The organism is Citrobacter sp. Cb031, from assembly GCF_030336725.1.
Classification (GTDB): Bacteria; Pseudomonadota; Gammaproteobacteria; order Enterobacterales; family Enterobacteriaceae; genus Citrobacter; species Citrobacter braakii.
In genome coordinates this window covers 491803-517116 of sequence record NZ_JAOWDA010000033.1, presented here as the reverse complement: position 1 = coordinate 517116, position 25314 = coordinate 491803, and the positions used below count along the sequence as shown (strand labels likewise).

At 52.6% G+C, this 25314-nt stretch carries 25 protein-coding genes; 20 read left to right on the top strand and 5 right to left on the bottom strand.

Annotation, left to right across the window (positions count from 1 at the left end; all coding sequences use genetic code 11):
* Positions 1-39 precede the first annotated feature (39 nt).
* The 3 genes from OGV93_RS16095 to ppa form a co-directional block, all read right to left on the bottom strand.
* Complete coding sequence (locus tag OGV93_RS16095) at positions 40-2049, bottom strand: TonB-dependent receptor domain-containing protein (RefSeq protein WP_016155530.1); 2010 nt, start codon at positions 2047-2049, stop codon at positions 40-42.
* Positions 2050-2132: 83 nt separating this feature from the next.
* Positions 2133-3203: a 7-bladed beta-propeller protein YncE gene (yncE, locus tag OGV93_RS16090; RefSeq protein WP_016155531.1), complete on the bottom strand. Its 1071-nt coding sequence runs from the start codon at positions 3201-3203 to the stop codon at positions 2133-2135.
* Between the two features lie 199 nt (positions 3204-3402).
* Positions 3403-3930, bottom strand: coding sequence for an inorganic diphosphatase (gene ppa, locus OGV93_RS16085; RefSeq protein WP_003025726.1), 528 nt, complete (start codon positions 3928-3930; stop codon positions 3403-3405).
* A gap of 309 nt (positions 3931-4239) precedes the next feature.
* On the opposite strand from ppa, the gene ytfQ reads away from it, so the two are divergent.
* The 5 genes from ytfQ to OGV93_RS16060 all read left to right on the top strand — a co-directional run bounded on the left by ytfQ (position 4240) and on the right by OGV93_RS16060 (position 10024).
* Entirely contained in the window at positions 4240-5196 is a 957-nt protein-coding gene (gene ytfQ / locus OGV93_RS16080) for a galactofuranose ABC transporter substrate-binding protein YtfQ (protein WP_016151454.1), read from the top strand.
* Positions 5197-5281: 85 nt separating this feature from the next.
* Positions 5282-6784 carry a galactofuranose ABC transporter, ATP-binding protein YtfR gene (gene ytfR / locus OGV93_RS16075; RefSeq protein WP_181626568.1) on the top strand — a complete coding sequence of 501 codons (1503 nt, stop codon included), beginning with the start codon at positions 5282-5284 and terminating at the stop codon, positions 6782-6784.
* A gap of 13 nt (positions 6785-6797) precedes the next feature.
* Positions 6798-7820 carry a galactofuranose ABC transporter, ATP-binding protein YtfT gene (ytfT, locus tag OGV93_RS16070; protein ID WP_287109763.1) on the top strand — a complete coding sequence of 341 codons (1023 nt, stop codon included), beginning with the start codon at positions 6798-6800 and terminating at the stop codon, positions 7818-7820.
* Entirely contained in the window at positions 7807-8808 is a 1002-nt protein-coding gene (gene yjfF, locus OGV93_RS16065; RefSeq protein ID WP_016151457.1) for a galactofuranose ABC transporter, permease protein YjfF, read from the top strand. Before ytfT ends, yjfF begins: the two co-directional genes overlap by 14 nt.
* A 103-nt stretch (positions 8809-8911) precedes the next feature.
* Complete coding sequence (locus OGV93_RS16060; RefSeq protein ID WP_016155535.1) at positions 8912-10024, top strand: methyl-accepting chemotaxis protein; 1113 nt, start codon at positions 8912-8914, stop codon at positions 10022-10024.
* A 52-nt stretch (positions 10025-10076) separates the two neighbouring features.
* Here the strand turns inward: OGV93_RS16060 and fbp are convergent, their stop codons facing one another.
* Complete coding sequence (gene fbp / locus OGV93_RS16055) at positions 10077-11075, bottom strand: class 1 fructose-bisphosphatase (RefSeq protein WP_016151459.1); 999 nt, start codon at positions 11073-11075, stop codon at positions 10077-10079.
* A gap of 175 nt (positions 11076-11250) precedes the next feature.
* Between fbp and mpl the strand changes: the two genes are divergently transcribed.
* The 5 genes from mpl to OGV93_RS16030 all read left to right on the top strand — a co-directional run bounded on the left by mpl (position 11251) and on the right by OGV93_RS16030 (position 17017).
* On the top strand, positions 11251-12627 hold the full coding sequence (mpl, locus tag OGV93_RS16050) for a UDP-N-acetylmuramate:L-alanyl-gamma-D-glutamyl-meso-diaminopimelate ligase (RefSeq protein WP_016151460.1): 1377 nt from the start codon (positions 11251-11253) through the stop codon (positions 12625-12627).
* 286 nt (positions 12628-12913) lie between these two features.
* The gene (locus tag OGV93_RS16045; protein ID WP_200084363.1) at positions 12914-13666 is read left to right on the top strand and encodes a MurR/RpiR family transcriptional regulator; all 753 of its coding nucleotides are present in this window, start codon (positions 12914-12916) and stop codon (positions 13664-13666) included.
* Positions 13666-14988 (top strand): 6-phospho-beta-glucosidase, encoded by a 1323-nt coding sequence (locus tag OGV93_RS16040; RefSeq protein WP_115191066.1) that lies wholly within the window; start codon positions 13666-13668, stop codon positions 14986-14988. The genes OGV93_RS16045 and OGV93_RS16040 overlap by 1 nt, the downstream gene beginning before the upstream one ends.
* A gap of 16 nt (positions 14989-15004) precedes the next feature.
* Positions 15005-15694, top strand: a complete 690-nt coding sequence (locus OGV93_RS16035; RefSeq protein WP_200084364.1) for a 6-phosphogluconolactonase — start codon at positions 15005-15007, stop codon at positions 15692-15694.
* Between the two features lie 6 nt (positions 15695-15700).
* Complete coding sequence (locus OGV93_RS16030; RefSeq protein WP_200084366.1) at positions 15701-17017, top strand: PTS sugar transporter subunit IIC; 1317 nt, start codon at positions 15701-15703, stop codon at positions 17015-17017.
* Positions 17018-17080: 63 nt separating this feature from the next.
* On the opposite strand, the gene yjgA is transcribed toward OGV93_RS16030, so the two are convergent.
* Positions 17081-17632, bottom strand: a complete 552-nt coding sequence (gene yjgA / locus OGV93_RS16025) for a ribosome biogenesis factor YjgA (RefSeq protein ID WP_016151465.1) — start codon at positions 17630-17632, stop codon at positions 17081-17083.
* 95 nt (positions 17633-17727) lie between these two features.
* Between yjgA and pmbA the strand changes: the two genes are divergently transcribed.
* From pmbA to dagF, 10 genes are all read left to right on the top strand, one after another.
* Positions 17728-19080, top strand: a complete 1353-nt coding sequence (pmbA, locus tag OGV93_RS16020; protein WP_047358563.1) for a metalloprotease PmbA — start codon at positions 17728-17730, stop codon at positions 19078-19080.
* 47 nt (positions 19081-19127) lie between these two features.
* A complete protein-coding gene (gene cybC / locus OGV93_RS16015; protein ID WP_047358562.1) occupies positions 19128-19514 on the top strand; it encodes a cytochrome b562 in 387 nt (128 codons plus the stop codon).
* 330 nt (positions 19515-19844) lie between these two features.
* Entirely contained in the window at positions 19845-20153 is a 309-nt protein-coding gene (locus OGV93_RS16010) for a PRD domain-containing protein (RefSeq protein ID WP_016151467.1), read from the top strand.
* Positions 20154-20163: 10 nt separating this feature from the next.
* Positions 20164-20526, top strand: a complete 363-nt coding sequence (locus OGV93_RS16005) for an SFCGS family glycine-rich protein (protein ID WP_003830384.1) — start codon at positions 20164-20166, stop codon at positions 20524-20526.
* Positions 20527-20528: 2 nt separating this feature from the next.
* Entirely contained in the window at positions 20529-20828 is a 300-nt protein-coding gene (locus OGV93_RS16000; RefSeq protein ID WP_016151468.1) for a DUF4312 family protein, read from the top strand.
* Between the two features lie 22 nt (positions 20829-20850).
* Complete coding sequence (locus tag OGV93_RS15995) at positions 20851-21627, top strand: DUF4311 domain-containing protein (RefSeq protein WP_005134210.1); 777 nt, start codon at positions 20851-20853, stop codon at positions 21625-21627.
* Positions 21628-21638: 11 nt separating this feature from the next.
* On the top strand, positions 21639-22283 hold the full coding sequence (locus tag OGV93_RS15990) for a DUF4310 family protein (RefSeq protein WP_003830379.1): 645 nt from the start codon (positions 21639-21641) through the stop codon (positions 22281-22283).
* A 58-nt stretch (positions 22284-22341) separates the two neighbouring features.
* A complete protein-coding gene (locus OGV93_RS15985) occupies positions 22342-23475 on the top strand; it encodes an amidohydrolase/deacetylase family metallohydrolase (protein ID WP_200010215.1) in 1134 nt (377 codons plus the stop codon).
* Positions 23459-24577, top strand: coding sequence for a DgaE family pyridoxal phosphate-dependent ammonia lyase (locus OGV93_RS15980; RefSeq protein WP_016155541.1), 1119 nt, complete (start codon positions 23459-23461; stop codon positions 24575-24577). Before OGV93_RS15985 ends, OGV93_RS15980 begins: the two co-directional genes overlap by 17 nt.
* Positions 24574-25314: a 2-dehydro-3-deoxy-phosphogluconate aldolase gene (gene dagF / locus OGV93_RS15975; protein WP_287109761.1), complete on the top strand. Its 741-nt coding sequence runs from the start codon at positions 24574-24576 to the stop codon at positions 25312-25314. Before OGV93_RS15980 ends, dagF begins: the two co-directional genes overlap by 4 nt.

Below are 25314 nucleotides of genomic sequence, written 5' to 3'. Positions count from 1 at the left end.
GAACACGCCACCCTCGGGTGGCGTTGTTTTATTCTGGATTTAAAACTCCACGCGCGCGCCGAGGTTATAGCGGCGTCCTTCCACCTGTGCGGATTCGTTCCACGCGGTTGTCAGTTTCGGATCCTCATCCAGCACGTTGTAGACCCCAGCCATCAGTTGCGTGTGCTTATTGAGCTGATAACGTACGCCTACGTCCACCATCGTGTAGTCATCATATTTATAGTTATTGCCGCTGTTGCGGTTACTGCTGCGATAATTCACCGTACTCCATACGTCCAGGCTTTGCGTTGCCGCCCAGTTCAGCGACAGATTCGCCATATGGCGCGGATAATCGTTTAGCGCGTAGCCTTTGTTAACGCCGCTTTTTTGTTCGCTGTGGTTCCAGGTGTAGTTAGCGTTGGCTTTTACATCGGCGGTAATCTGCCAGTCGGCATTCAGTTCTATACCGTATACATCCGCCTCGCTGACGTTGAAGTATTTACTGACGGAATCCGCGTTGTAGCCGTTGACGGAGCACTGGTTCGTCGACGTGGTTTCACAAATAGTTTGTTCAGCAATTTTGTCTTTGAACTGCGTATAGAAGACGGTGCTGTCGAGCGATAGCGCATCTCCCGTCCAGTAGAGGCCCAGTTCAGAGTTAACGCTTTGTTCAGGTTTCAGGTCGTCGTTACCAACGGTGAGGAAGGGATAAGGAACGGTTGAGCCGTAAGGGGTTACGAAGTTGCTGGACGTCGCGCGCAGCTCCGGTTTTTTATAGCCTGCGGAAACGCCGCCTTTCAGCGCCCAGTCATTGCTAAAGGCCCAGTTACCGTACATTTTCGGCGTAATATGTGTGCCAAAATTGTCATCCTGGTCCATCCTCGCTGACGTGGTCAGGATGAAATCGCCAATGCTCCAGCCGTCTTCAGCAAACAATGCCCAACCGTTACGGCTGATTTTGGTCACCGGGTCAGATCCGGGCAGCGTTTTGTTGGCCACATCAAAGCGGTCATTCAGCTCTTCGCGCGTGAAATTCGCCCCAACGGTCAGTTTATGGGTGTCGAGCGTGAAAGTGGTTTGCGAATTGGCGACGTAGTTCTCCATCTGCACATACTGCGGGGACTGTCCGTCATAAACGTACTTCGAACGGCCTTTTTCATAGTTTATGTAGTTGGTCGTCGCGATGGTGTCGTCTGCATACCAGCCGGTATGCGTCAGGGTGGCGGCGTTACGATCGAACAGCCATGACCACGGCGCACCGCGTTTCTGGGTACGGTTTTTTTCCTGCTCACCGGTGACCACGTTGAGATCGAACAGGTTATTCTCGCTGGCGGCCAGGCCCAATGTCATATCAACGGATTTACGATTGTGTTTGCCAAAATAGTTATTGCGATCGTCATCGCGACGGTCAAGCCAGTCGGCCGCCACGCTAAGGCCGAGAACATCGGGCACAATCGGCCCCATGGTAAACAAATTCATCTGGCTGGTATTACCTAAATACTGGTGTTCCTGCAGCCAGGTATTGGCAGCAATTGCCGTGGTCCACTCTTTTGCGCCGTACGGTTTTTTGGTAATGACGTTAACCACACCGCCGATGGCGTCTGAACCGTACAGCGAGGACATCGGCCCACGGATAACTTCAATACGCTCAATGGCCTCCATTGGCGGTAAGAAGTTGGCTTCAGTACCAATATCATGTCCGTAAGGGCGAGATTCACCGGTATTTTGTTTGACGCTGTTGACCATAAAAGCGGTATAGGACGGGTCCATGCCGCGGATCATAATGCTACCGGCGTTCATGCCACTGCTGTTGGTGACCGAGACGCCGGGAAGGTTTTTAATGGCTTCACCGATGCTACGGTCCGGCTGAATATCCAGCGTGTTACGATCGATAACTGAAATAGTGGCCGGCGCTTCGCGTTTTTGCTGCGAGAATCCGGATGCGGTGATCACCATTTCATCTTCGCTAGTGCGTGAGGTCTCGGTGAGTTCTTCTGCCTGGGTGGGGAAAATAACACCGCCTGAGAATGCAACGATCCCTGTCAGCGTAATAAGTTGACGCGTTTTCATAATATAGACACCTGAAAAGTAAAAAATAAAAACATCACCTTGCAGCTCAAAAAAACTGCAAGGTGCAGATAGTTTTTTAATTATTAATATTTAGAGAGATCGATTTTCAGCACGTAGTCGGGCTTCACACCTGTCATTTTTTCCGACTGTTTGACGCTGACGTACAGGGTGTTAGCATCTGCCGAGAGCGCCAGACTGTTAGGTAAGGCATTGGTTTCAATGCTTTGTTTTACCTGATAGGTCTTGCTGTTCACAATGCTGATGCGTTTAGCATTACGGTGGGTGATATAAACTTCCTGGCGTTTTTCGTTATATATCACTGCCAGCGAGTTAATAACCTTAATTGGTGCAATAACCTTACCGGTATTAAGATCAACAACCAGTACGTCCGCTAAATCCGGATCGGTCAGGAATGCGCGGTTATTTTTTGCATCCAGGGCAATATTCAGGAAAAAATGTTTTTTATCTGGCTCAATGGTAAAGCGATTAATAATTTGATGGTTGGTGGTATCCAGCGTAATAAGTTCGTTTCGGCCATTCACAACATACAGGCGGTTCTTATTTGCATCCACGGCCATGCCGGTCGGGTACTGGCCCATGTTCTCGAGGGTGGCGATTTTCTCGCGCTTTTGTGTGTCCACCACCCAGACTATGCCCTTTTCAGCCACGCCGGAAACGTACAGACGGTGGTGCTGTTTATCGAGCACCATTTCACGCGTATGAACAATATCTTTCGGGTTTTTGGCTTCGCTCAGTTGCAGTATCGCCAGCTCTTTACCGCTGCGGGTATCGACTAGCGTTACTGAACCTTCCAGCGTGTTGCCGACATACAGCACCTGGTTTTCTTCATCCAGCGCGGTGGCAAAGGCACGACGACTGGTGTCGATGACTTCAGTCGTCGTGAGTTTCTCCAGATCGAGTTTGTAGATAAGCCCGCTGGTTTTATCTTTATCAAACGACGGCGACGAGGCGACAAAAAGCGCATTCTGCTGGCTATCAACCGCCAGCTCATACACGCCGTTACCGACATCGCGAGTCAGAAAATCTTTCTCAGGTAGCGTCTGCGCCACGCTGGACAGGCTGGTAAATAACAGCGCTGTGGCGAGTGCCACGCAGGAATAGCGTTTCAGGGACTTCACATTGTGGAGGTTCATTGACTTTTATTCACATTTATTTACATACTGAGAATGATAATGATATCTAATATCATTCGCAATTAAGATAAATGAAATGTGACTACCCATTCTGGTAGGTCAAAAAGAAAACAGCGAAGGGGAGAGGTGGTAGAACGTAGAAATTTAAAAACCCTTACTAACCAGAGACTGGCGTTCAGGGTTTTAAGCTAACGCGAACTTACTTCTTCGCGCGCTCGAAAGAAGCAACGATTTCAGCTTTAGCGGCTTCAGCGTTGTCCCAACCGTCAACTTTCACCCATTTGCCCGCTTCGAGATCTTTGTAGTGTTCGAAGAAGTGGGTGATCTGCGCTTTCAGCAGTTCCGGCAGGTCGGTCACATCTTTGATGTGATCGTATTCTTTGCTCAGCTTAGTGTGCGGAACCGCAACCAGTTTCGCATCTTCACCGGATTCGTCAGTCATTTTCAGCACGCCAACCGGACGGCAGCGGATCACTGAACCTGGCTCCAGCGGGTACGGAGTCGGGACAAGAACGTCTACCGGGTCACCGTCCAGAGACAGGGTGTGGTTGATGTAACCGTAGTTGCACGGATAGAACATCGCGGTGGACATGAAGCGGTCAACGAACAGGGCGCCGCTCTCTTTGTCAACTTCGTATTTGATCGGATCTGCATTGGCAGGGATCTCGATAACAACGTAGATATCTTCCGGCAGGTCTTTACCGGCAGGGACGTTGAGTAAGCTCATGTCTGTTTCCTTTAAATAAGCTATGGCAAACAAGTGGCGGGTATTATAGCCAACTCGCGCTGAATGTCTCCGCTTGTTTTCGCTTTCTCTGCGCTCATTTTCTTCTTTTTACCCCTCTCTCGTGACAGAAAAATCCATATCTTCAGCCGCATTTTTCATAGCGGGATGAAAGCGATTACAAAGTTGTGATTAACGTTTTATTTACTTTTTTGAAGTGTGATGTAACGCAATTCGTTACATGCTCAATTGTCTATAGTTTTTTCGCGACGGTTTATTAACCAACAATAATCACCCTACGAGGACGCACTTATGTGGAAGCGCTTACTTTTAGTCACAGCAGTTTCGGCAGCCATGTCGTCTATGGCAATGGCAGCCCCTTTAACCGTAGGATTTTCGCAAGTTGGCTCTGAATCCGGCTGGCGCGCCGCAGAAACCAACGTTGCGAAAAGCGAGGCTGAAAAGCGTGGTATTACGCTGAAAATCGCTGACGGCCAGCAAAAGCAGGAAAACCAGATTAAAGCAGTTCGCTCATTTGTTGCGCAGGGCGTTGACGCCATCTTTATTGCGCCGGTCGTGGCAACGGGTTGGGAACCGGTTTTAAAAGAAGCTAAAGATGCCGACATTCCGGTCTTTTTGCTCGATCGTTCCATCGATGTAAAAGACAAATCTCTCTATATGACCACGGTCACCGCCGACAACGTGCTGGAAGGTAAATTGATCGGCGACTGGTTGATTAAACAGGTGAACGGCAAGCCGTGTAACGTCGTTGAGCTGCAAGGGACCGTCGGGGCCAGCGTGGCCATCGATCGTAAAAAAGGGTTTGCTGAAGCCATCGCCAACGCGCCAAACATTAAGATTATCCGCTCACAGTCCGGCGACTTCACCCGCAGTAAAGGGAAAGAAGTGATGGAGAGCTTTATCAAAGCGGAAAACAATGGCAAGAACATCTGCATGGTTTACGCCCACAACGATGACATGGTGATCGGGGCAATCCAGGCGATTAAAGAAGCAGGCCTGAAACCCGGCAAAGATATTCTGACCGGTTCCATCGACGGTGTACCGGATATCTACAAAGCAATGATTGACGGTGAAGCCAACGCCAGCGTCGAGCTGACGCCGAATATGGCAGGTCCGGCATTCGACGCGCTGGAGAAATTCAAAAAAGACGGCACGATGCCTGAAAAGCTGACCATTACCAAGTCGATCCTCTATCTGCCGGATACGGCGAAAGAAGAGTTAGAGAAGAAGAAAAACATGGGCTACTAGTTTTGCTGCCGGTCTTCCGTAGGCCTGATGGCGTTGCGCTTATCAGGCCTACGAAAAGGCCGTGATTTCGTACCGGAGGAATGCCATGACCATCGACCCCCATCAGGAAATCCTCCGCACCGAAGGATTAAGCAAATTCTTTCCCGGCGTCAAAGCGCTGGATAACGTGGATTTCAGCTTGCGTCGCGGTGAGATTATGGCGCTGCTGGGAGAAAACGGAGCCGGTAAATCGACGCTAATCAAAGCCCTGACCGGCGTTTACCATGCCGATCGCGGCACGATCTGGCTCGAAGGCCAGCCTATCTCCCCCAAAAATACCGCCCATGCCCAGCAGTTGGGGATCGGTACCGTGTATCAGGAAGTGAATCTGCTGCCCAATATGTCGGTAGCGGATAACTTGTTTATTGGCCGTGAACCGCGGCGTTTTGGCCTGCTGCTGCGCAAGCAGATGGAAAAACGCGCGACGGAGTTGATGGCGTCATACGGTTTTTCCCTCGACGTGCGCGAGCCGCTGAACCGCTTTTCCGTGGCGATGCAGCAGATCGTCGCTATCTGTCGGGCGATCGATCTCTCCGCGAAAGTGCTGATCCTCGATGAGCCCACCGCCAGTCTTGATACCCAGGAGGTAGAAATGCTGTTCGGCCTGATGCGGCATCTGCGCGATCGGGGCGTCAGTCTGATCTTCGTTACCCATTTCCTCGATCAGGTCTATCAGGTCAGCGATCGCATTACCGTTCTGCGTAACGGCGGCTTCGTTGGCTGCCGTGAAACCCGCGAACTGCCACAGATCGAACTGGTCAAAATGATGCTGGGTCGCGAACTGGATACCCATGCGCTACAGCGTGCGGGCCGTACGTTGCTGAGTGATAAACCAGTGGCGGCCTTTAGCGACTTTGGCAAGAAAGGCACCATCGCGCCGTTTGATCTACAGGTGCGCCCTGGTGAGATCGTCGGTCTCGCTGGACTGCTGGGATCCGGGCGAACGGAAACGGCGGAGGTGATCTTCGGTATTAAACCCGCCGACAGCGGCAGTGCGCTGATCAAGGGCAAAGCGCAGACCTTGCGATCGCCGCATCAGGCTTCGTGTCTGGGGATCGGCTTCTGTCCGGAGGATCGCAAAACGGATGGTATTATCGCCGCCGCCTCGGTGCGGGAAAACATCATTCTGGCATTACAGGCGCAGCGTGGCTGGCTGCGGCCTATTCCGCGGAAAGAACAAAATGAGATTGCCGAGCGTTTTATCCGCCAGCTCGGAATTCGCACCCCCAACGCTGAACAGCCGATCGAATTCCTCTCCGGCGGCAATCAGCAAAAAGTATTGCTCTCGCGCTGGTTACTGACCAAACCGCAGTTCCTGATCCTCGATGAACCTACGCGTGGGATCGACGTCGGCGCGCATGCCGAGATCATCCGCCTGATCGAAACGCTGTGCGCGGATGGTCTGGCGCTGCTGGTGATTTCATCCGAACTGGAAGAGTTAGTGGGCTATGCCGATCGGGTCATTATTATGCGCGATCGCAAACAGGTGGCCGAGATCCCGCTGGCTGAATTGTCCGTACCGGCGATCATGAACGCCATTGCGGCCTAAGGAGACTATGGTGATGCCTCAATCTCTCCCTCAATCCACTCCGCCGCAACGGCGATTCCGCTGGCCAAAGGGCATGCCACAACTGGTGGCGCTACTGCTGGTGCTGCTGGTTGATTGCCTGGTCGCGCCGCACTTTTATCAGGTGATTTTGCAAGATGGTCGGCTGTTCGGTAGCCCGATTGATATTCTCAACCGTGCCGCCCCCGTGGCGCTGTTAGCGATTGGCATGACGCTGGTGATTGCCACCGGCGGCATCGACCTTTCCGTAGGCGCCGTCATGGCCATTGCCGGTGCCACCACCGCGGCGATGACGGTGGCCGGGCACAGTTTGCCGGTGGTGCTGCTTGCCGCCTTAGGCTCCGGCATTCTGGCAGGGTTGTGGAACGGGATTCTGGTGGCAATCCTCAAGATCCAACCGTTCGTTGCCACGCTAATCCTGATGGTGGCCGGGCGCGGAGTGGCGCAGCTTATCACCTCCGGGCAGATCGTCACCTTCAATTCGCCCGAACTGTCGTGGTTTGGCAGCGGCTCGCTCTTACTGTTCCCCACGCCAGTGATCATTGCACTGCTAACGCTGGTGGTGTTCTGGCTACTGACGCGTAAAACGGCGCTGGGGATGTTTATTGAAGCGGTAGGCATCAACATTCGTGCGGCAAAAAATGCTGGGGTGAACACGCGCATTATCGTGATGCTCACCTATGTGCTGAGCGGTCTGTGTGCGGCTATCGCCGGCATTATCGTCACGGCGGATATCCGCGGGGCAGATGCCAATAACGCCGGATTGTGGCTGGAACTGGATGCCATCCTGGCGGTAGTTATCGGCGGTGGCTCGCTGATGGGCGGGCGCTTTAATCTGCTGTTGTCGGTGGTCGGGGCATTGATTATTCAGGGCATGAACACCGGGATTTTACTGTCGGGCTTCCCGCCAGAACTAAATCAAGTGGTCAAAGCCGTGGTGGTGTTGTGTGTGCTGGTCGTGCAATCACAACGCTTTATCAGCCTGATAAAAGGAGTGCGTGGTCATGATAAAACGTAATTTACCGCTGATGATCACCCTCGGCGTGTTTGTGCTAGGTTACCTCTACTGCCTGACACAGTTTCCGGCTTTTGCTTCAACCAGAGTTATCTGCAATATCCTGACCGATAACGCTTTTCTGGGCATCATCGCCGTGGGCATGACCTTCGTGATTCTCTCTGGCGGGATCGACCTGTCCGTTGGCTCGGTGATCGCGTTTACCGGCGTATTTCTGGCGAAGGCCATTGGCTACTGGGGTATATCTCCGCTGCTGGCGTTTCCCCTGATTCTGCTGATGGGCTGCGCGTTTGGCGCGTTTATGGGGTTACTGATTGATGCGCTGAAGATCCCGGCATTCATTATTACCCTGGCGGGAATGTTCTTCCTGCGCGGTGTCAGCTATCTGGTGTCTGAAGAGTCGATCCCAATTAACCATCCGGTTTATGACATGCTCTCAAGCCTGGCATGGAAAATTCCCGGCGGCGGTCGCCTGAGTGCAATGGGATTGCTGATGCTGGCGGTAGTCGTCATTGGCATATTCCTGGCGCACCGTACGCGCTTTGGTAATCAGGTTTACGCTATTGGCGGCAACGCCACCTCTGCCAACTTGATGGGGATCTCAACCCGCAGCACGACCATCCGTATCTATATGCTGTCGACCGGGCTTGCGACGCTTGCTGGCATTGTCTTTTCAATTTACACCCAGGCGGGTTATGCGCTGGCGGGCGTCGGCGTTGAGCTGGATGCGATTGCCTCAGTCGTGATTGGCGGAACCCTGTTGAGCGGTGGGGTCGGTACGGTGTTAGGAACGTTGTTTGGTGTCGCCATTCAGGGGTTGATCCAGACCTACATTAATTTTGACGGCACATTAAGTTCCTGGTGGACGAAGATCGCGATTGGCATTTTATTGTTTATTTTTATTGCCTTACAGCGCGGTCTGACGGTACTTTGGGAAAATCGTCAAAGCTCGCCAGTAACCAGAGTGGGCACGGCGGCAACACCAAAGTAACATCCTGATTTTTCACTAAACATTTAAATACCTAAACTTTTTCCGGTTGTAGTCGATAGGTTCTGTACAGGTCTGTTTTAACCCTACAACCGGAAATATAACGATGCCAAAATCCCTTTCAATTCGATCAAGTTTGTTGGTGTTATTGTCTCTGCTGACGTTCCTTCTGTTGCTGACCGGCGGTATGGGGCTATATGCCTCTACCCGTATCATTACTTCGTTGATTTACCACGGTATTATGAGTGCCTCGATGTTGGCTGCCCTCGCATTGCTGGCGGTGATTTGGTTCATGCTGCGAAATAAGTTTCTCAAGCCGCTGGATAATATGGTTGAGCAACTGGAACGCCTGGCGACGGGGGATTTGTCGCCGGTTACCGCGCTGTCGGCCAGCGCCGAATTCAACCGTCTGAACGCGGCAATGGATGAAATGCGCCATGCGTTGGGCGACTCGGTACAGCGTGTCCGCGATGCCAGTTTACAAATTGATATTGGTAGCCGTGAGCTGACGGCCGGGAACCAGCATCTGGCGCAACGTACTGAATCGACAGCCACTTCGCTGGAGCAGACCGCCGCCAGTATGGAAGAACTCACGGCGACCGTGAAACAGAATGCGCAGAACGCGGAACAGGCACACCAGTTGGCAAAATCGGTGTCGGATACCGCCGATCGCGGCAGTGAGATGGTGTGCTATGTGATTGAGAAAATGCGCGATATTTCCGGCAGTTCCAGCCGAATCGCCGACATCCTCAGCGTAATCGACGGTATTGCTTTCCAGACCAATATCCTGGCGCTCAATGCTTCTGTTGAAGCGGCGCGTGCCGGTGAGCAAGGGCGGGGCTTTGCGGTCGTTGCGGGTGAAGTGCGTAATCTGGCCAGCCGCAGCGCCGAGGCGGCAAAAGAGATCCGCACGTTAATCAGCGATTCACACACCCACGTGGGAGAAGGCAGCGAGCTGGCGCAGCAGGCGGGCGAAACCATGGATGAGATTGCCAATGAAGTGATGCGCATGACCAAACTGATGCGTGAAATTGCCAGCGCGTCGCAGGAACAGAGTCGCGGCATTGAGCAGGTGAATATCGCGGTGATTCAGATGGATGAAACGGCGCAGCAAAATGCGGCGCTGGTACAGCAATCTTCAGCGGCTACCCGCTCACTGGAAGAGCAGTCACATGCGCTGCTCGAAGCAATGGCGGCGTTTAAAGTACAAACGGCGTAGGGGATAAATTTGCCGGATGATGGCGTTAACACGTCTCATCCGGCAAAGCGTATTACGCGTCCGGGAATTCGCGGATAAAGCGTTCTACATCTTCAACCATATGGTCGTTACCTACGAAGAAGGAGCGACGCTGGTGCAGGCTTTCCGGGGTGATATCCAGAATGCGATCTTTACCATCGCTCGCTTTGCCGCCCGCCTGCTCGGCCAGGAAGGCCATCGGATTGCATTCGTACAGCAGGCGCAACTTCCCTTGCGGGTGGCTGGCGGTGCTTGGGTACAGGTAGATCCCGCCTTTGAGCAGATTACGATGGAAATCCGCAACCAGAGAGCCAATGTAGCGCGAGGTGTACGGGCGCTGAGTTGACTTATCTTCTTCCTGGCAGAATTTAATGTACTTCTTCACGCCGTTCGGGAATTTAATGTAGTTGCCTTCGTTAATGGAGTACGTGCTGCCTTTCGCCGGGAAGCGCATACGTTCCTGGCTGAGGCAGAATACGCCCAGAGAAGGATCGTAGGTGAAGGCGTGTACGCCACAGCCGGTGGTATACACCAGCATGGTGGAAGAACCATAAACAACGTAGCCCGCAGCAACCTGCTTGTTGCCTGGTTGCAGGAAATCCTCTTCCGTGACCGGCGTGCCGACTGGGGTTACGCGGCGATAAATAGAGAAAATCGTACCGACAGAGACGTTAACATCGATGTTGGATGAGCCATCCAGAGGATCCATCAGCACAACATATTTTGCGTGTTCACAGCCTTCAAAGACGACGATTTCATCTTCTTCTTCCGAGGCAATGCCCGCCACAATGTCGCGCGCCTTCAGTGCAGCTTTCAGTTTTTCGTTCGCGAACAGATCGAGTTTTTGCTGAACCTCTCCCTGCACGTTCTCAGCACCGCTGGCACCCAGGATATCGACCAGACCGGCCTTGTTGATATCGCGGTGGATGATCTTGGCGCCCAGCTTTATTGCCGACAACAAAGCAGTGAGTTCACCGGTAGCATGAGAAAACTCGTGCTGCTTTTCGACAATAAATTCACCTAACGTTTTCATAACACTTTCCCTGCAATTTATGTGGAGTAAAGCGACCGCAACAATATTAACAAATATTTCCATTGCCGCGCTTAGGTGAATCGCGCCAGCAAACTACGGAATATCCTGAAATGCGTTTCTCACTTGCCGGACATGTGCGTAAAATGGCCCCCAGATTAAAAAAGGATAGTGACGTATGCGCATTCATATTTTGGGAATTTGTGGCACTTTCATGGGCGGTCTGGCGATGCTGGCGCGCTCACTCGGTCATGAAGTAACCGGTTCGGACGCCAATGTGTATCCGCCGATGAGTACCTTACTTGAGAAGCAAGGCATTGATCTGATTCAGGGTTACGATGCCAGCCAGCTCGATCCGCAGCCGGACCTGGTGATCATTGGTAATGCCATGACCCGGGGTAATCCGTGTGTGGAAGCAGTGCTGGAAAAGAACATTCCGTACATGTCCGGCCCGCAGTGGCTGCATGACTTTGTACTGCGCGATCGTTGGGTACTGGCGGTTGCGGGGACGCACGGCAAAACCACCACCGCCGGAATGGCGACCTGGATCCTCGAAGCCTGCGGCTATAAGCCTGGCTTTGTGATCGGCGGCGTACCGGGGAACTTTGAGGTTTCCGCGCGCCTGGGTGAGAGCGACTTCTTCGTGATTGAAGCGGATGAGTACGATTGCGCCTTCTTCGATAAGCGTTCTAAATTCGTACATTACTGCCCGCGTACGCTGATCCTCAACAACCTTGAGTTCGATCACGCGGATATTTTTGACGATCTGAAAGCGATCCAGAAACAGTTCCACCACCTGGTGCGTATCGTGCCGGGCCAGGGACGCATTATCTACCCGGAAAACGACATCAATCTGAAACAGACGATGGCGATGGGCTGCTGGAGCGAACAAGAGCTGGTTGGTGAACAAGGTCACTGGCAGGCGAAAAAGCTGACCACTGATGCATCCGAATGGGAAGTGTGGCTGGACGGTGAAAATGTTGGCGTGGTGAAGTGGGGCCTGGTAGGTGAGCACAACATGCACAACGGTCTGATGGCGATTGCTGCCGCGCGCCATGTTGGCGTCGTGCCTGCAGATGCAGCCAATGCGCTGGGCTCGTTCATCAACGCCCGTCGTCGTCTTGAGCTGCGCGGCGAAGCCAATGGCGTGACGGTGTATGACGATTTCGCCCATCACCCAACGGCCATTCTGGCAACGCTTGCGGCGCTGCGCGGTAAAGTGGGTGGCACGGCGCGCATCATCGCGGTGCTGGAACCACGCTCGAACACCATGAAAATGGGCCTGTGCAAAGATGACCTGGCGCCGTCGTTAGGGCGTGCGGACGAAGTGTTCCTGCTGCAACCCCCGCATATTCCGTGGCAGGTAGCAGAAGTCGCTGAAGCCTGCGTTCAGCCTGCGCACTGGAGCGGCGATGTGGATGCGCTGGCAGATATGGTGGTGAAAACTGCACAGCCTGGCGATCACATCCTGGTGATGAGTAACGGCGGGTTTGGTGGCATCCATCAAAAACTGCTGGATGGCCTGGCGAAGAAAGCCCAGGCAGAAGAAGAGTAAAAAATGCCCGGTGGCGCTATGCTTACCGGGCCTACGATCCGTTGTGGGCCGGATAAGGTGTTTACACCGTTATCCGGCACTTTCTCAGGAGCACGATCTCCGTTGCCATCCGGCCTTCTGGTTACGCCATACTTCTCAACGGAATGGGAAGCCTCCATATGGAAATTTATAACTCAGATCGCAGAAATTAATTTCTAAATCATAAAATCTATTTCCGCTTTTCCCTTGCTAATATCCCCTCGAGAGCCAATGTGGCGTAAGTGCCACATAATAAAAGGTGCGCTCCATGCGAAAAAATTTAACCAATAACGAACTGCGAGTTTATAAATTCTGTCAGGAGAACCCTGCTGATGTTTATAAAATGAAAATTCATGAACTGGCAGATCGCGTTTATACTACCGCGCCATCTATTTCTAAGTTGGTAAAGAAATTAGGCTTTAATAATTTCCAGGAGTTTAAGGTCAACATTCGGGACGTATTCTCCAGATCGCAAAACTCGCAGCACCATAACGCGTTTGTTAGCGAATATATACAAGAAATGCAGGATGCTTTAACCAGAGTGTCTGAGAATAAAGTCAAAGTCTTTTGTGATTTTTTGTCCGACTGCAAGACGATTATCACCTGGGGATACGGTACATCAGATAGCGTGGCGAACTATGTTAGCTATAATCTGATGGTGCTGGGCTTTAATATCCTCAATGAAACAGACTACACCAACTGTAATGTCCGCAGCCGCTTTCTGACCGCTAACGATTGTATGCTGATTGTTTCCAACAGCGGTGAGTCAGAAATGCTGGAAGAGATAATTTTTAATGCCAGAAAAAACGGCATCAAGGTGGCCGCGATTACCAGCCGGGAAAACTCTACGCTGGCGCTTAAGGCCGATGCGGTCTTGATCTACAAAAACGCCATTATTAAAGATACTGCTTTCGAAAATATAAGCTATCCGATCCAGATAGCCATCGTAGATATTATGCTTTTCCATTTATCCAATGTCAGAAAAGTGTCGTTGAAATTTAATTCAAAAGTAGAAGACTAATGAAAAAACTAAAACTCGTGGTGATAGGTGCGGGTAGCAGTTATACGCCAGAACTGATTGAAGGTGTAATTAAAAACTACCACCAGCTTCCCATCTCTCACATCGCTTTTGTCGACGTTGAAATGGGTAAAGAGAAAATGAACATCATTTTCGATCTCACCAAAAGAATGCTTGCCAAAGCAAATTTACCAATTGATGTCATCCAAACTTTTGACCGCAAAACAGCGCTGCTGGGTGCCGACTTCGTGGTGACTCAACTGCGCGTCGGTGGTATCGATGCCCGAATCGTTGATGAAAAACTGCCGAAGTCATACGGTTTTATTGGCCAGGAAACCAACGGCGCGGGCGGGATGTTCAAAGCTCTGCGCACCATTCCGGTCATCATTGAAATAGCGAATGAAATGAAGGCGATTTGTCCAAACGCCTGGCTGATTAACTTCACCAATCCAGCTTCCATGGTGACAGAAGCGGTACTCAAATACAGCCACAACAATCGGGTCATCGGCCTGTGCAATGGTCCTGTCAATATGACCCATCAGGTGGCCGGGCTGCTGAATGCCAACGTAGAGGATTTATACGTCGAGTTCAAAGGCTCCAACCATATGAACTTTATTACCAAAATTTTGCATAACGGCGTCGACCGTACCCGTGAAACCATCGAGATAATCAACGCCGCTGACGTCGATGCATTGAGCTTTAAAAACATCAGCAATGAGCAGTTTAATAAAGAGCTGCTGGCCGCCACCAATCTGATCCCCTCTTCCTATTTAAAATACTACCTCAAGACGACTGAAATGCTGGCCGAGCAGGAAGCAGCCGAGCAATCACGGGGTGAGATCGTCAAAAATATCGAAGCCGAACTGTTTAAAAAATACAGCGACGTTACGCTTCAGGATAAGCCTAAAGAGCTGGAAGCCCGCGGCGGTGCGCTTTATTCCACCGCCGCGCTGAACGTTATTCGCGCTATTTACCTCGACGATAAGAGCATTCAAACCGTCAACGTTCGTAACGGCGGTGCGATCACTAATTTACCGGAAGAGGCGGTAGTTGAAGTGAACTGTGTGATTACCCGTAATGGTCCGATTCCAATTTGTACTGGTGAGATCCCATCTCCTGCGAAAGGGATTGTTTCCATGATGAAAGACTATGAAGCGCTGATCGTCAAAGCCGCCGCCACCGGCGATTATCAAGCGCTTATTTCAGGCTTTATTTTCAACCCATTATGCTCAAGCGACACTTCGGGCGTGGCGTTAGTCAAAGAGATGCTGCTGGCCAATAAAAAGTATCTTCCTTTATTCGCCAAAAAGATTGAATCACTTTAATAGCGAGAAGAAACGGATGAAATGTACAACGTTTGATACCAATGCCGCGCTGGCTGAACAGGTCGTTAGTGAGCTATCCACGCTCAAACCACATTCTCGCGTGCTGATCCCCTCCGGTAGCACGCCTCACTGGATTTACGAAGCATTGGCAGCGACACCGTTTGCCGAACGCCTTACCTTCTTTGCGCTGGATGAGTGGGTCAACGTGCCCAGCGAATCAGATGGCAGCTGCCTGAACATGATTAATCAGGACTTTGTGCACAAATGTGCCTATCCGGTGCGGTTAGTCCATTTCAATCCGTTTGCCTCTACGGCACAAAATATTGCCCATTACCAAACCGCGCTCAACGGTGAAGAGTTTGACTATGTAATTCTGGGCGTGGGAATGAACGGGCATATCGGCTTAAACGAGCCGGGCGTGCCGTTTGATGAGGATTATCTACAAACTGAACTGGATGACGTAACAATTAACGTCGCCAGCCATAAATACTTCTCCGGAGATGTCACCCTCACCGAGGGTATTACCGTTGGGCTGAATAAAATCATCAAGGCTGGAAAGGTGATTGTCATCATCAACCACGATGCGAAAAAAGATATTTATCAGGAGATTGTTAACGGCGATGCGCACCACACTCAGGTTCCTGCCATCTATATCAAGCAGTTCCCGCAGGTTAATTATTACGTGACAAAAAACCTTATAGGGTAAGCGGGCATGAGCATAACCTCTTTACTCGAACAAAAGATGTTGCCACTGGCCGAGAAAATCTCGTCAAACATCTACCTGACCGCACTAAAAAATGCGTTTATTGCCCTGATTCCCTTTTTGATTGTCGGTTCATTTTTCGTATTGTTAACCAACTTTCCAGTTAACGGCTATCACGAGTTTATGAGTTCGCTGTTAGGGGAAGGCGTGCTGGATAAGCTCAATTACGGGATTAACGCCAGCTACGGATTAATGACGCTGCTGGTGATTATCACCTTCTCAAAGGAGTTAGTTGAAAAGCTTAATCTCAGCCAAAGTTCCGCTATTTTACCGGTGGCGATCTTCTTCTTAATGTCGCCTGGTCATATTACGACAGGATCGGGAGAAATCGTCGCCGATGCTTACGCGCTGATCGACTTTAGCTCTGAATCGATGTTCTTAGGGATTATCGTCACTGTGGTCACCATCAAGGTGGTTCAGTTTCTGGAAAACAGGGCTTTCACCATCAAGATGCCTGCGAGTGTCCCGCCAGAGATTGCCAGGTCGTTTAAATCGCTGGTACCTATCTTCTTAGTGCTACTGTTCTGGATTATCGTCAAGGTGCTGTTTGAGAACACGCCTTTTGGTACGCCGGGGAAATTTATCAGCGTCATGTTGCAACAGCCGTTGCTGTATCTGGGGAATTCCCTCTTATCGCAACTGATTGCTGAGATGATGATCAGTTTCTTCTGGTTCTTTGGGATCCATGGCGACTCTATCATGACATCCGTAATGGGGCCTATCTGGCAAACGCTCAGTGCGCAGAACCTGGCGCAAACTCAGGCCGGGCTGGTAGCGACCAACATCATTACTCAGCAGTTCAGGGATGTCTATTTGATTGCCGGCGGTACGGGTTTTACCGGGGCACTGTTGATTAGCATCTTTATGGTTGCCAAAAGTACGCGATTAAAGCAGCTCTCACGGCTGGCGGCACCGGCGGCAATTTTTAACATTAATGAGCCGGTTATTTTTGGTTTGCCAATCGTGCTTAATCCGCTGATGCTTATCCCGTTTATCATTACCCCAATGGTGCTGTGTACGGTTACTTATGTGGTTATCGCATTCGGCTGGGTTCCCCCCACCTCTGGTATCTCCATTCCCTGGACAACGCCGATCTTTATTTCTGGTTTCCTCACCACCGGGATTTCAGGCATTGTTTTACAGGCCGTGAATCTGGTTATCGCCACCACGATTTATACACCGTTCGTGAAGATTTTAGATAAGCAGTATCTGCATGAAGAGAGCCTGTCAGAGAACGCTATGGGCGAAATGCAGCCCCAGCAGTAAGAGCACAGAATCCAGGCCGGATGAAGTATTTACATCATCCGGCACTTTCTGCAGACGAAGAGATTAGATTTCGTTTTCCGCCAGTTCACGCAGATACTGGAAAATCTGACGTGCTGATTTCGGCGGCTTGTTGCCTTCTTGCTCTTTCTTCGCATTGCGAACCAGAGAACGAAGCTGCTGGCGATCGGCGTTTGGCCACAGATTCAGCACTTCCGCTACCGCATCATCACCTTCGGCGATCAGGCGATCGCGCAGTTGCTCAAGCTTGTGAAACAGTACAACCTGTTGGTTGTGACGGTTTTTCAGCTTGTCCAGCGCCTGACGGATAGGATCAACATCGCGCTGGCGCAACATTTTGCCAATCAGCTGCAGCTGGCGGCGGCGACCTTCCATCTTAATACGCTGGGCCAACTCAATCGCGGCACGTAAATCCGCGTCGAGCGGGATTTTATCCAGCGCGTTTTTCCCCAGTTTTACCAGTTCCACACCCAGGTGTTTTAACTCCTCGGCGTCACGTTTTATTTCACTTTTACTGACCCAGATAATTTCATCGTCTTCGTCTTCGATGTCATCACCGGGAACGTCGTCGAGCCAGTCTTCGGGCTGCTTAGTCATGTCAGGCTCCTTAAAAAAAGAGGCTAATGTTACCAGTTAAGATGCGCACTGAAAAACGGTTCTCTGTTAGACTTCAGAGAAACTCTCTCTACATTATGGCATTTGCGATGAAAGTAATCTCACAAGTTGAAGCGCAGCGTAAGATTCTGGAAGAAGCGGTCTCGACGGCACTGGAATTAGCGTCAGGTAAGTCGGATGGCGCGGAAGTCGCTGTGAGCAAGACCACGGGTATTAGCGTCAGCACCCGTTATGGTGAAGTGGAGAACGTAGAATTCAATAGCGATGGCGCGCTGGGGATTACGGTTTATCACCAAAACCGTAAGGGCAGCGCATCGTCCACTGATTTAAGCCCGCAGGCGATTGCACGTACCGTGCAGGCCGCGCTGGATATTGCACGTTACACCTCACCGGACCCGTGCGCGGGCGTGGCAGATAAAGAACTGCTGGCCTTTGATGCGCCCGATTTGGATCTGTTCCACCCGGCGGAAGTTTCCCCTGACGAAGCTATCGAACTGGCAGCCCGCGCTGAACAGGCGGCGCTACAGGCCGATAAGCGTATCACCAATACCGAAGGCGGCAGTTTTAACAGCCACTACGGCATCAAAGTGTTTGGTAACAGTCACGGGATGCTGCAGGGCTACTGCTCCACGCGTCATTCTCTTTCCAGCTGCGTCATCGCGGAAGAAAATGGCGATATGGAGCGTGATTACGCCTACACCATTGGCCGGGCGATGGGCGATCTGCAAACGCCGGAATGGGTGGGGGCAGACTGTGCTCGCCGCACCTTATCTCGCCTCTCTCCGCGTAAACTTTCCACCATGAAAGCGCCGGTGATTTTTGCCAACGAAGTGGCGACTGGGCTGTTCGGACATCTGGTCGGCGCGATTGCCGGTGGTTCGGTGTACCGTAAATCCACCTTCCTGCTCGACTCGCTGGGCAAACAAATTCTGCCGGAATGGCTGACTATTGAAGAACATCCGCACCTGCTGAAAGGGCTGGCATCGTCGCCGTTCGACAGCGAAGGCGTACGGACCGAACGCCGTGACATTGTTAAAGACGGTGTGCTGACCCAATGGCTGCTGACCAACTATTCCGCACGTAAGCTGGGACTGAAGAGCACCGGTCATGCGGGTGGGATCCACAACTGGCGAATTCCAGGACAGGGTCTAAGCTTCGAGCAGTTGCTCAAAGAGATGGGCACAGGTCTTGTGGTTACCGAGCTGATGGGGCAGGGCGTTAGCGGCATTACCGGCGATTACTCTCGCGGCGCGGCGGGTTTTTGGGTCGAAAACGGCGAAATTCAGTATCCGGTGAGTGAAATTACCATCGCCGGGAACTTAAAAGAGATGTGGCGCAATATTGTGACCGTAGGCAACGATATTGAAACGCGCAGTAATATTCAGTGTGGTTCGGTATTGTTACCGGAGATGAAAATCGCCGGGCAATGATACTCGTTAAGGCGTTAATTTTTTAATAATAAAAAAGGAAGTGAGCAATGCGTAAACACCTGTTAGCGATCGTCGCGGCTTCAACGCTGGTTCTTGGTTCTTCTGCGTTTGCAGCCGATCTCGAAGATGACATGGGGATCCTCAACGACAACCTGAAGGTCGTCGAAAAAACGGACAATGCGACTGAACTGAAAGACGCGTTGACCAAAATGCGTGCAGCCGCGCTGGATGCTCAAAAGGGAACGCCGCCGAAGCTGGAGAGCAAATCCCCGGACAGTGCGGAGATGAAAGATTTCCGCCACGGCTTTGACACGCTGATCGGTCAGATTGACGGCGCGCTTAAACTGGCGAACGAAGGTAAAGTCAAAGAGGCGAAAGCCGTTGCGGAAGACCTGAAAAAAACGCGCAACGAAAACCACAAGAAGTTCCGCTAATCTACTCTATCCGGCCTGCATAACCGTAGGCCGGATAAGACGCTGCGCCCCTGCATCCCATAAGTAAACGCTATCCCCATCACATTTTTTCATTTTTATCGTCCATTCATTGTTCGCATTTCCTTCCATTTTGCTGCTCACTCTTGCGATCTCAATCACATTCTTCCAGTGATTAATCGTGGTCCCGGCCCTTTTTGCGGCACAGATCACTATCGCTGCGCCCCTTTCCACTTCGAAGTGGAAAACAACTCGCTACAAACTTTTAACCCCCACCGCTAAGTTAACCTCAGAGCCACTAGTGGGGTAAGACGAGTGAATAACGGAGCTGTAATGAATGACATGGGGGAATCGGTGGAACTGGCCGACCGCATGCTGGCGCAGGTGTATGCCTTGCTGCGTGAACGCCACATTATTCCCAACGCTGTACAGGAACAGATGCTGACGTCGCATGTTCGCGCCATGGCGCACCGCTCGGTAACGGGTGAACCCTTACCAGAAGTCGATGCCAGCTTGTTTGATGAAATTTCTGCCGAATCAATGGCGCTTGCCCGTGACGTGGTCGCTGAGTTTGGCAATCTTCCTGAGGAAGAGGCCTGGCTGCTGTCGGTGCACTTCGAAGTCGCGAAAGACAACCTTTAAGGAGCAAAAGATGGAACAGATTACCGTAGTGATTGGCGATCGTCTGGGTAAAGGCCAGAAAGTGGCGGCAGGCGTTGAGAAAGCGGGCGGCCGTGCGGTTGTGGTGCCGGGCGTTGCGGCAGATATGAAGCTGGGTGACGTGATGAAAGCGGAAAACGCCACCTTTGGCATCTCGTTTTGCGGCAGTGGCGGCGCGGGTGCGATTACCGCGCAGACCAAATACGGCTACAAGGCGAAATACGGCATGCGCTCGGTTGATGAAGGGGTCACGGCCATCAACGAAGGTTGCAACGTGCTGGGGTTCGGTTTTATGGACAAAGAAGAACTCGGTGAGCGCCTGGTACAGGCGTGGCAAAAGAAACACGGCGCTTAAGCATGAAAGAACAATTCACCACCACGGTGAGAGTCACTGGCAAGGGCGAGGCCAAAGCGCGCGCCTTTGCCGATGCCCTGAACCACGTTCAGGCAGCGGTGATGAAAGCGTCGCCGCATATCTTACTGCGTATTGAGCCACAGGATGTGCAGGTTGTTCAAGCGCGTGAATCGGTGCGCAAAGAGGCATTTTTATTCCTCTTTTTGCGCCGGGAAAGACGCACCTTCAGCGTGGAGCTGGACGTGACCGTCAACGTGACTGCCATCAATCTCGACAAGGTGGATTTCGTTACGCAACGCTGATTCTTTATTAAAAGGCATAATTATGTTCCTGATAATATTAATAAAATCGCTCATCATCGGCGGCCTGGTTGGCGTCGGTGTCGGCGCTGGGGCTGCACGCATGTTTCATGCGCCTACCACTCAAGGGATGGGCGCGTTTCGTACTCTGGGAGAACTGAATTCCTGCGAAGGGGATCCGGCTTCTCACTTCTCGTTCGGCCTGGGCTTCTTCTTTAACGCCTGGGCTTCCTCTGTTGCGGCGGGGGCGTTCACTCAGGACGTCGACCATCGCATCATCCCCAACTGGGGCGCTGCTGCGCTGATGGTTAAAAACCGCAACGTCGGTGAAACGCTGCACGATCCCAAGCGCATGGCGATTGCCTGCGGCGTTATCGGGATGATCGTCGTGACCTTCCTGAATCTTACGGCGTCATCCGTACCGGAAGCGTTGCAGGTGACTGCCGTCAAGGTGCTGGTTCCTGCGGCTAACCTGCTGGTTAACACCGTGATGCCAGTAATCTTCTGGCTGGCGGCGATCGATGCCGGTAAAAAATCAGGCTTCTGGGCCACCGTCTTTGGCGGTGCGGCGCAGCTGATTATGGGCAACGCCGTTCCGGGTCTGGTCCTTGGCATTCTGATCGGTAAAGGCGTGGAAGAGAGCGGCTGGAACCACGTCACTAAAGTGATGATGGTGGCTATCGTCGCGCTGTTTGTCCTGAGCGGCTTCTTCCGCGGCTTCGACATGAAGATGATCGAATCCTTCCATCTGACCGTGCCTAACTGGCTCGAACTTATCCACAACTCGCTCAGCGGCAAATAACGGAGGCCATCATGGAACAGAATAAAGGTTTTTGGTTCGCTGACTGGTCGTTCCCGATCTTCGTTGGCCTGCTCTCCTCTGGCGTATTTGCCGGAACGCACATGTACTACCTGTACGGTATTGGCGCATTTAACGAAGTCGCTTTTGTGGCGATGCTGAAGGCGGGAATGGACACCGGCTCCTACGGGGCGGTGGCGGCATTTGGTGCAAGCTTCCTGTTTGCCCGCATCATTGAAGGTTCGCTGGTGGGGATTCTGGATATTGGCGGGGCGATTCAGACCGGGGTCGGGTTAGGTGTTCCGGCGCTGCTGTTGGGCGCAGGTATTATCTTCCCGGTTGCCAACTTCGCAGCGTCGCTGGTCACCGGTCTGGTGATTGGTCTGGCGATTGGCTACATCATTATTCTGGCGCGTAAGTTCACCATCAATCAGAGCGACTCGACCTACGGTGCGGATGTCATGATGGGGGCCGGTAACGCCTCCGGCCGCTTCCTCGGACCATTGATTATCCTCAGCGCGATGACGGCGTCTATCCCTATCGGCATCGGTTCACTGGCGGGCGCACTGCTGTTTTACCTGTGGCAGAAACCGATCACCGGCGGGGCGATCCTTGGGGCGATGATCCTCGGGTCCATCTTCCCGATTGCCATTAGCTAACTGTTGATTTGTAAGCCGGATGAGGCGATTGCGCCGCCATCCGGCAAAGGAGAGAGCGATGTTTGATTTACTCCTGCGCCGTGCGCGCCTCGTTGACGATACGGTGAGCGATATTGCGCTCAAAGACGGCAAAATTGCGGCGTTGGGCGACGTTGATGGCCCGGCGCTGAAAACCATCGAACTGGGCGGCGAGTACTACATCAGCGCAGGTTGGATTGATTCCCACGTTCACTGCTACCCGAAATCCCCGATTTATCACGACCAGCCGGACAGCGTCGGTATAGCTACCGGCGTTACCACGGTGGTGGATGCGGGCAGTACCGGGGCGGATGATATCGATGATTTTTATACCCTGACCCGGGAAGCGGCCACCGAAGTGTATGCGCTGCTGAATATCTCCCGCGTTGGGCTTATCGCCCAGAACGAGCTGGCTAATATGGCCAACATTGACGCCGATGCGGTGCGACAGGCGGTGAAGCGCCATCCTGATTTTATCGTCGGCCTGAAGGCGCGCATGAGCAGCAGCGTGGTCGGTGAAAACGGCATTACGCCGCTGGAGCGCGCCAAAGCGATGCAAGCGCAGAACGGCGACCTGCCGCTGATGGTGCACATCGGCAACAATCCGCCGGATCTGGATGAGATCGCCGAACGCCTGACCGCGGGCGACATCATTACCCACTGCTACAACGGTAAGCCGAATCGCATTCTGACGCCGCAAGGCGAGCTGCGGGCGTCAGTGACGCGGGCGATTTCACGCGGTGTGCGTCTGGACGTTGGGCATGGCACCGCCAGCCTGAGCTTTGCGGTGGCAAAACGCGCTATCGGTCTGGGCATTTTGCCGCACACCATCAGCTCCGATATTTATTGTCGCAACCGTATCAGCGGCCCGGTGTATTCCCTGGCGAATGTGATGTCGAAATTTCTCGCCATTGGGATGTCGCTCCCGCAGGTCATTGAGTGCGTTACTGCCAATGCCGCCGATGGTCTGCGCCTGAAACAGAAAGGGCGGCTGCAGGTTGGTCTGGATGCCGATTTAACCCTCTTTACGCTTAAGCGCCAGCCAACTGTGCTGGTAGATGCAGAAAACGACAGCCTGCAGGCTGAACAACTGCTGGTGCCGCTTGCCGCAATACGTGCGGGCAAGGGCTATATGACCGAACAAGGGAGCGCGGAACATGCCTTCGATTTTTGAGAAATACAATTTAAAACAGGTGATTAACACCTCAGGCCGCATGACGGCGCTCGGCGTTTCTACGCCACGACCAGAAGTGGTTGAGGCCGCAATGGCGGGGATGAATCAATATTTTGAGATGAAAGACCTGGTCAATAAGACCGGTGACTACATTGCGAAATTGCTGGAGGTGGAAGGGGCAACCGTCGTCTCCTGCGCTTCGGCCGGAATCGCCCTGTCAGTGGCTGGAGTGCTGGTTAAGGACAGCGACTGGCTGCTGGAGAACCTGCACGTCGCGCCGATCGAGAACAACGAAATCGTGCTGCCCAAAGGCCACAACGTCAACTTTGGCGCTCCGGTTGGCACCATGGTGGCGCTCGGCGGCGGCAAGCTAGTGGAAGCGGGTTATGCCAACGAATGTTCCGCCGCTCAGCTGGCGGCGGCCATTACGCCACGCACGGCGGCCATTCTGTATATCAAATCTCACCACTGCGTCCAGAAAAGTATGCTCAGCGTGGAACAGGCTGCGGTGGTGGCGCGTACGCATAATCTGCCGCTAATCGTGGATGCGGCAGCGGAAGAGGATTTGCAGTGCTACTACCGGGTTGGTGCGGATCTGGTGATTTATAGCGGTGCGAAGGCGATTGAAGGGCCAACCAGCGGCCTGGTGATTGGCAAAACCCAATACGTTGAGTGGGTGAAGCGCCAGACCGCGGGGATTGGCCGGGCGATGAAGGTGGGTAAAGAGGGAATTCTTGGCCTGACCTGCGCCATCGAACTGTATCTGAACGCGCAGAAAGAGAGCGGCGCGGAGATGGTCGAGAAAATGACGCCGTTCATTAATGCGTTAAACCAGCTTCACGGCGTAAGCGCCCGCGTGGTGTGGGACAGCGCAGGGCGCGACATCGCGCGCACGGAAATTAAGTTTGACGAAGCGGCAACTGGCATCGCCACAGGTGAACTGGTCGACGCGCTCAAGCAGGGAGAGTACGCGATTTACTTCCGTGGTTACAAAGCTAACGAAGGCATTATCGAAGCCGATGTGCGCAGCGTGGATCGCGCGCAACTGGAGATTGTGGCCCGTCGAATTGGTGAAGTGATTTCGCAGGAGAAAAAAGCATGAAACTGACCCCTAACTTTTATCGCGACCGCGTCTGCCTGAACGTGCTGGCGGGCTCCAAAGAAAATGCCCGGGATATTTACACGGCGGCGGAAGGACACGTGCTGGTCGGTGTGTTGTCAAAAAATTACCCGGATGTCGCAAGCGCGGTCGCGGATATGCGTGAATACGCAGCGCTTATCGACAATGCCCTCTCCGTGGGGCTGGGGGCGGGCGATCCAAACCAGTCGGCGATGGTCAGTGAAATCTCCCGTCAGGTGCAGCCACAGCATGTTAATCAGGTCTTTACCGGCGTGGCGACCAGCCGCGCGCTGCTGGGTCAGCAGGAGACGGTGGTCAACGGTCTGGTCTCGCCAACTGGCACACCGGGCAGGGTGAAAATCTCCACCGGTCCGCTGAGCAGCCAGACGCCGGACGGCATTGTGCCGGTAGAAACCGCGATTGCGTTGCTCAAAGACATGGGGGGGAGCTCGATTAAATACTTCCCAATGGGTGGCCTGAAGTGCCGTGAGGAATACATTGCAGTTGCCCAGGCCTGCGCCCGCCATGACTTCTGGCTGGAGCCAACTGGCGGTATCGATCTGGATAATTTCACTGAAATTTTGCAGATCGCCCTGGATGCCGGAGTGAGCAAAATCATTCCTCACATCTATAGTTCGATTATTGATAAGGTGAGTGGTAACACCCGCCCGGACGACGTGCGCCAGCTGATGGCGATGACCCGGGCCTGCGTAGGCTAA

Excerpts from the sequence above, each read along its gene's own strand:
- OGV93_RS16095 (WP_016155530.1), bottom strand. The coding sequence starts at position 2,049 with ATGAAAACGCGTCAACTTATTACGCTGACAGGGATCGTTGCATTCTCA.
- yncE (WP_016155531.1), bottom strand. The coding sequence starts at position 3,203 with ATGAACCTCCACAATGTGAAGTCCCTGAAACGCTATTCCTGCGTGGCA.
- ppa (WP_003025726.1), bottom strand. The coding sequence starts at position 3,930 with ATGAGCTTACTCAACGTCCCTGCCGGTAAAGACCTGCCGGAAGATATC.
- ytfQ (WP_016151454.1), top strand. The coding sequence starts at position 4,240 with ATGTGGAAGCGCTTACTTTTAGTCACAGCAGTTTCGGCAGCCATGTCG.
- ytfR (WP_181626568.1), top strand. The coding sequence starts at position 5,282 with ATGACCATCGACCCCCATCAGGAAATCCTCCGCACCGAAGGATTAAGC.
- ytfT (WP_287109763.1), top strand. The coding sequence starts at position 6,798 with ATGCCTCAATCTCTCCCTCAATCCACTCCGCCGCAACGGCGATTCCGC.
- yjfF (WP_016151457.1), top strand. The coding sequence starts at position 7,807 with ATGATAAAACGTAATTTACCGCTGATGATCACCCTCGGCGTGTTTGTG.
- OGV93_RS16060 (WP_016155535.1), top strand. The coding sequence starts at position 8,912 with ATGCCAAAATCCCTTTCAATTCGATCAAGTTTGTTGGTGTTATTGTCT.
- fbp (WP_016151459.1), bottom strand. The coding sequence starts at position 11,075 with ATGAAAACGTTAGGTGAATTTATTGTCGAAAAGCAGCACGAGTTTTCT.
- mpl (WP_016151460.1), top strand. The coding sequence starts at position 11,251 with ATGCGCATTCATATTTTGGGAATTTGTGGCACTTTCATGGGCGGTCTG.
- OGV93_RS16045 (WP_200084363.1), top strand. The coding sequence starts at position 12,914 with ATGCGAAAAAATTTAACCAATAACGAACTGCGAGTTTATAAATTCTGT.
- OGV93_RS16040 (WP_115191066.1), top strand. The coding sequence starts at position 13,666 with ATGAAAAAACTAAAACTCGTGGTGATAGGTGCGGGTAGCAGTTATACG.
- OGV93_RS16035 (WP_200084364.1), top strand. The coding sequence starts at position 15,005 with ATGAAATGTACAACGTTTGATACCAATGCCGCGCTGGCTGAACAGGTC.
- OGV93_RS16030 (WP_200084366.1), top strand. The coding sequence starts at position 15,701 with ATGAGCATAACCTCTTTACTCGAACAAAAGATGTTGCCACTGGCCGAG.
- yjgA (WP_016151465.1), bottom strand. The coding sequence starts at position 17,632 with ATGACTAAGCAGCCCGAAGACTGGCTCGACGACGTTCCCGGTGATGAC.
- pmbA (WP_047358563.1), top strand. The coding sequence starts at position 17,728 with ATGGCATTTGCGATGAAAGTAATCTCACAAGTTGAAGCGCAGCGTAAG.
- cybC (WP_047358562.1), top strand. The coding sequence starts at position 19,128 with ATGCGTAAACACCTGTTAGCGATCGTCGCGGCTTCAACGCTGGTTCTT.
- OGV93_RS16010 (WP_016151467.1), top strand. The coding sequence starts at position 19,845 with ATGAATGACATGGGGGAATCGGTGGAACTGGCCGACCGCATGCTGGCG.
- OGV93_RS16005 (WP_003830384.1), top strand. The coding sequence starts at position 20,164 with ATGGAACAGATTACCGTAGTGATTGGCGATCGTCTGGGTAAAGGCCAG.
- OGV93_RS16000 (WP_016151468.1), top strand. The coding sequence starts at position 20,529 with ATGAAAGAACAATTCACCACCACGGTGAGAGTCACTGGCAAGGGCGAG.
- OGV93_RS15995 (WP_005134210.1), top strand. The coding sequence starts at position 20,851 with ATGTTCCTGATAATATTAATAAAATCGCTCATCATCGGCGGCCTGGTT.
- OGV93_RS15990 (WP_003830379.1), top strand. The coding sequence starts at position 21,639 with ATGGAACAGAATAAAGGTTTTTGGTTCGCTGACTGGTCGTTCCCGATC.
- OGV93_RS15985 (WP_200010215.1), top strand. The coding sequence starts at position 22,342 with ATGTTTGATTTACTCCTGCGCCGTGCGCGCCTCGTTGACGATACGGTG.
- OGV93_RS15980 (WP_016155541.1), top strand. The coding sequence starts at position 23,459 with ATGCCTTCGATTTTTGAGAAATACAATTTAAAACAGGTGATTAACACC.
- dagF (WP_287109761.1), top strand. The coding sequence starts at position 24,574 with ATGAAACTGACCCCTAACTTTTATCGCGACCGCGTCTGCCTGAACGTG.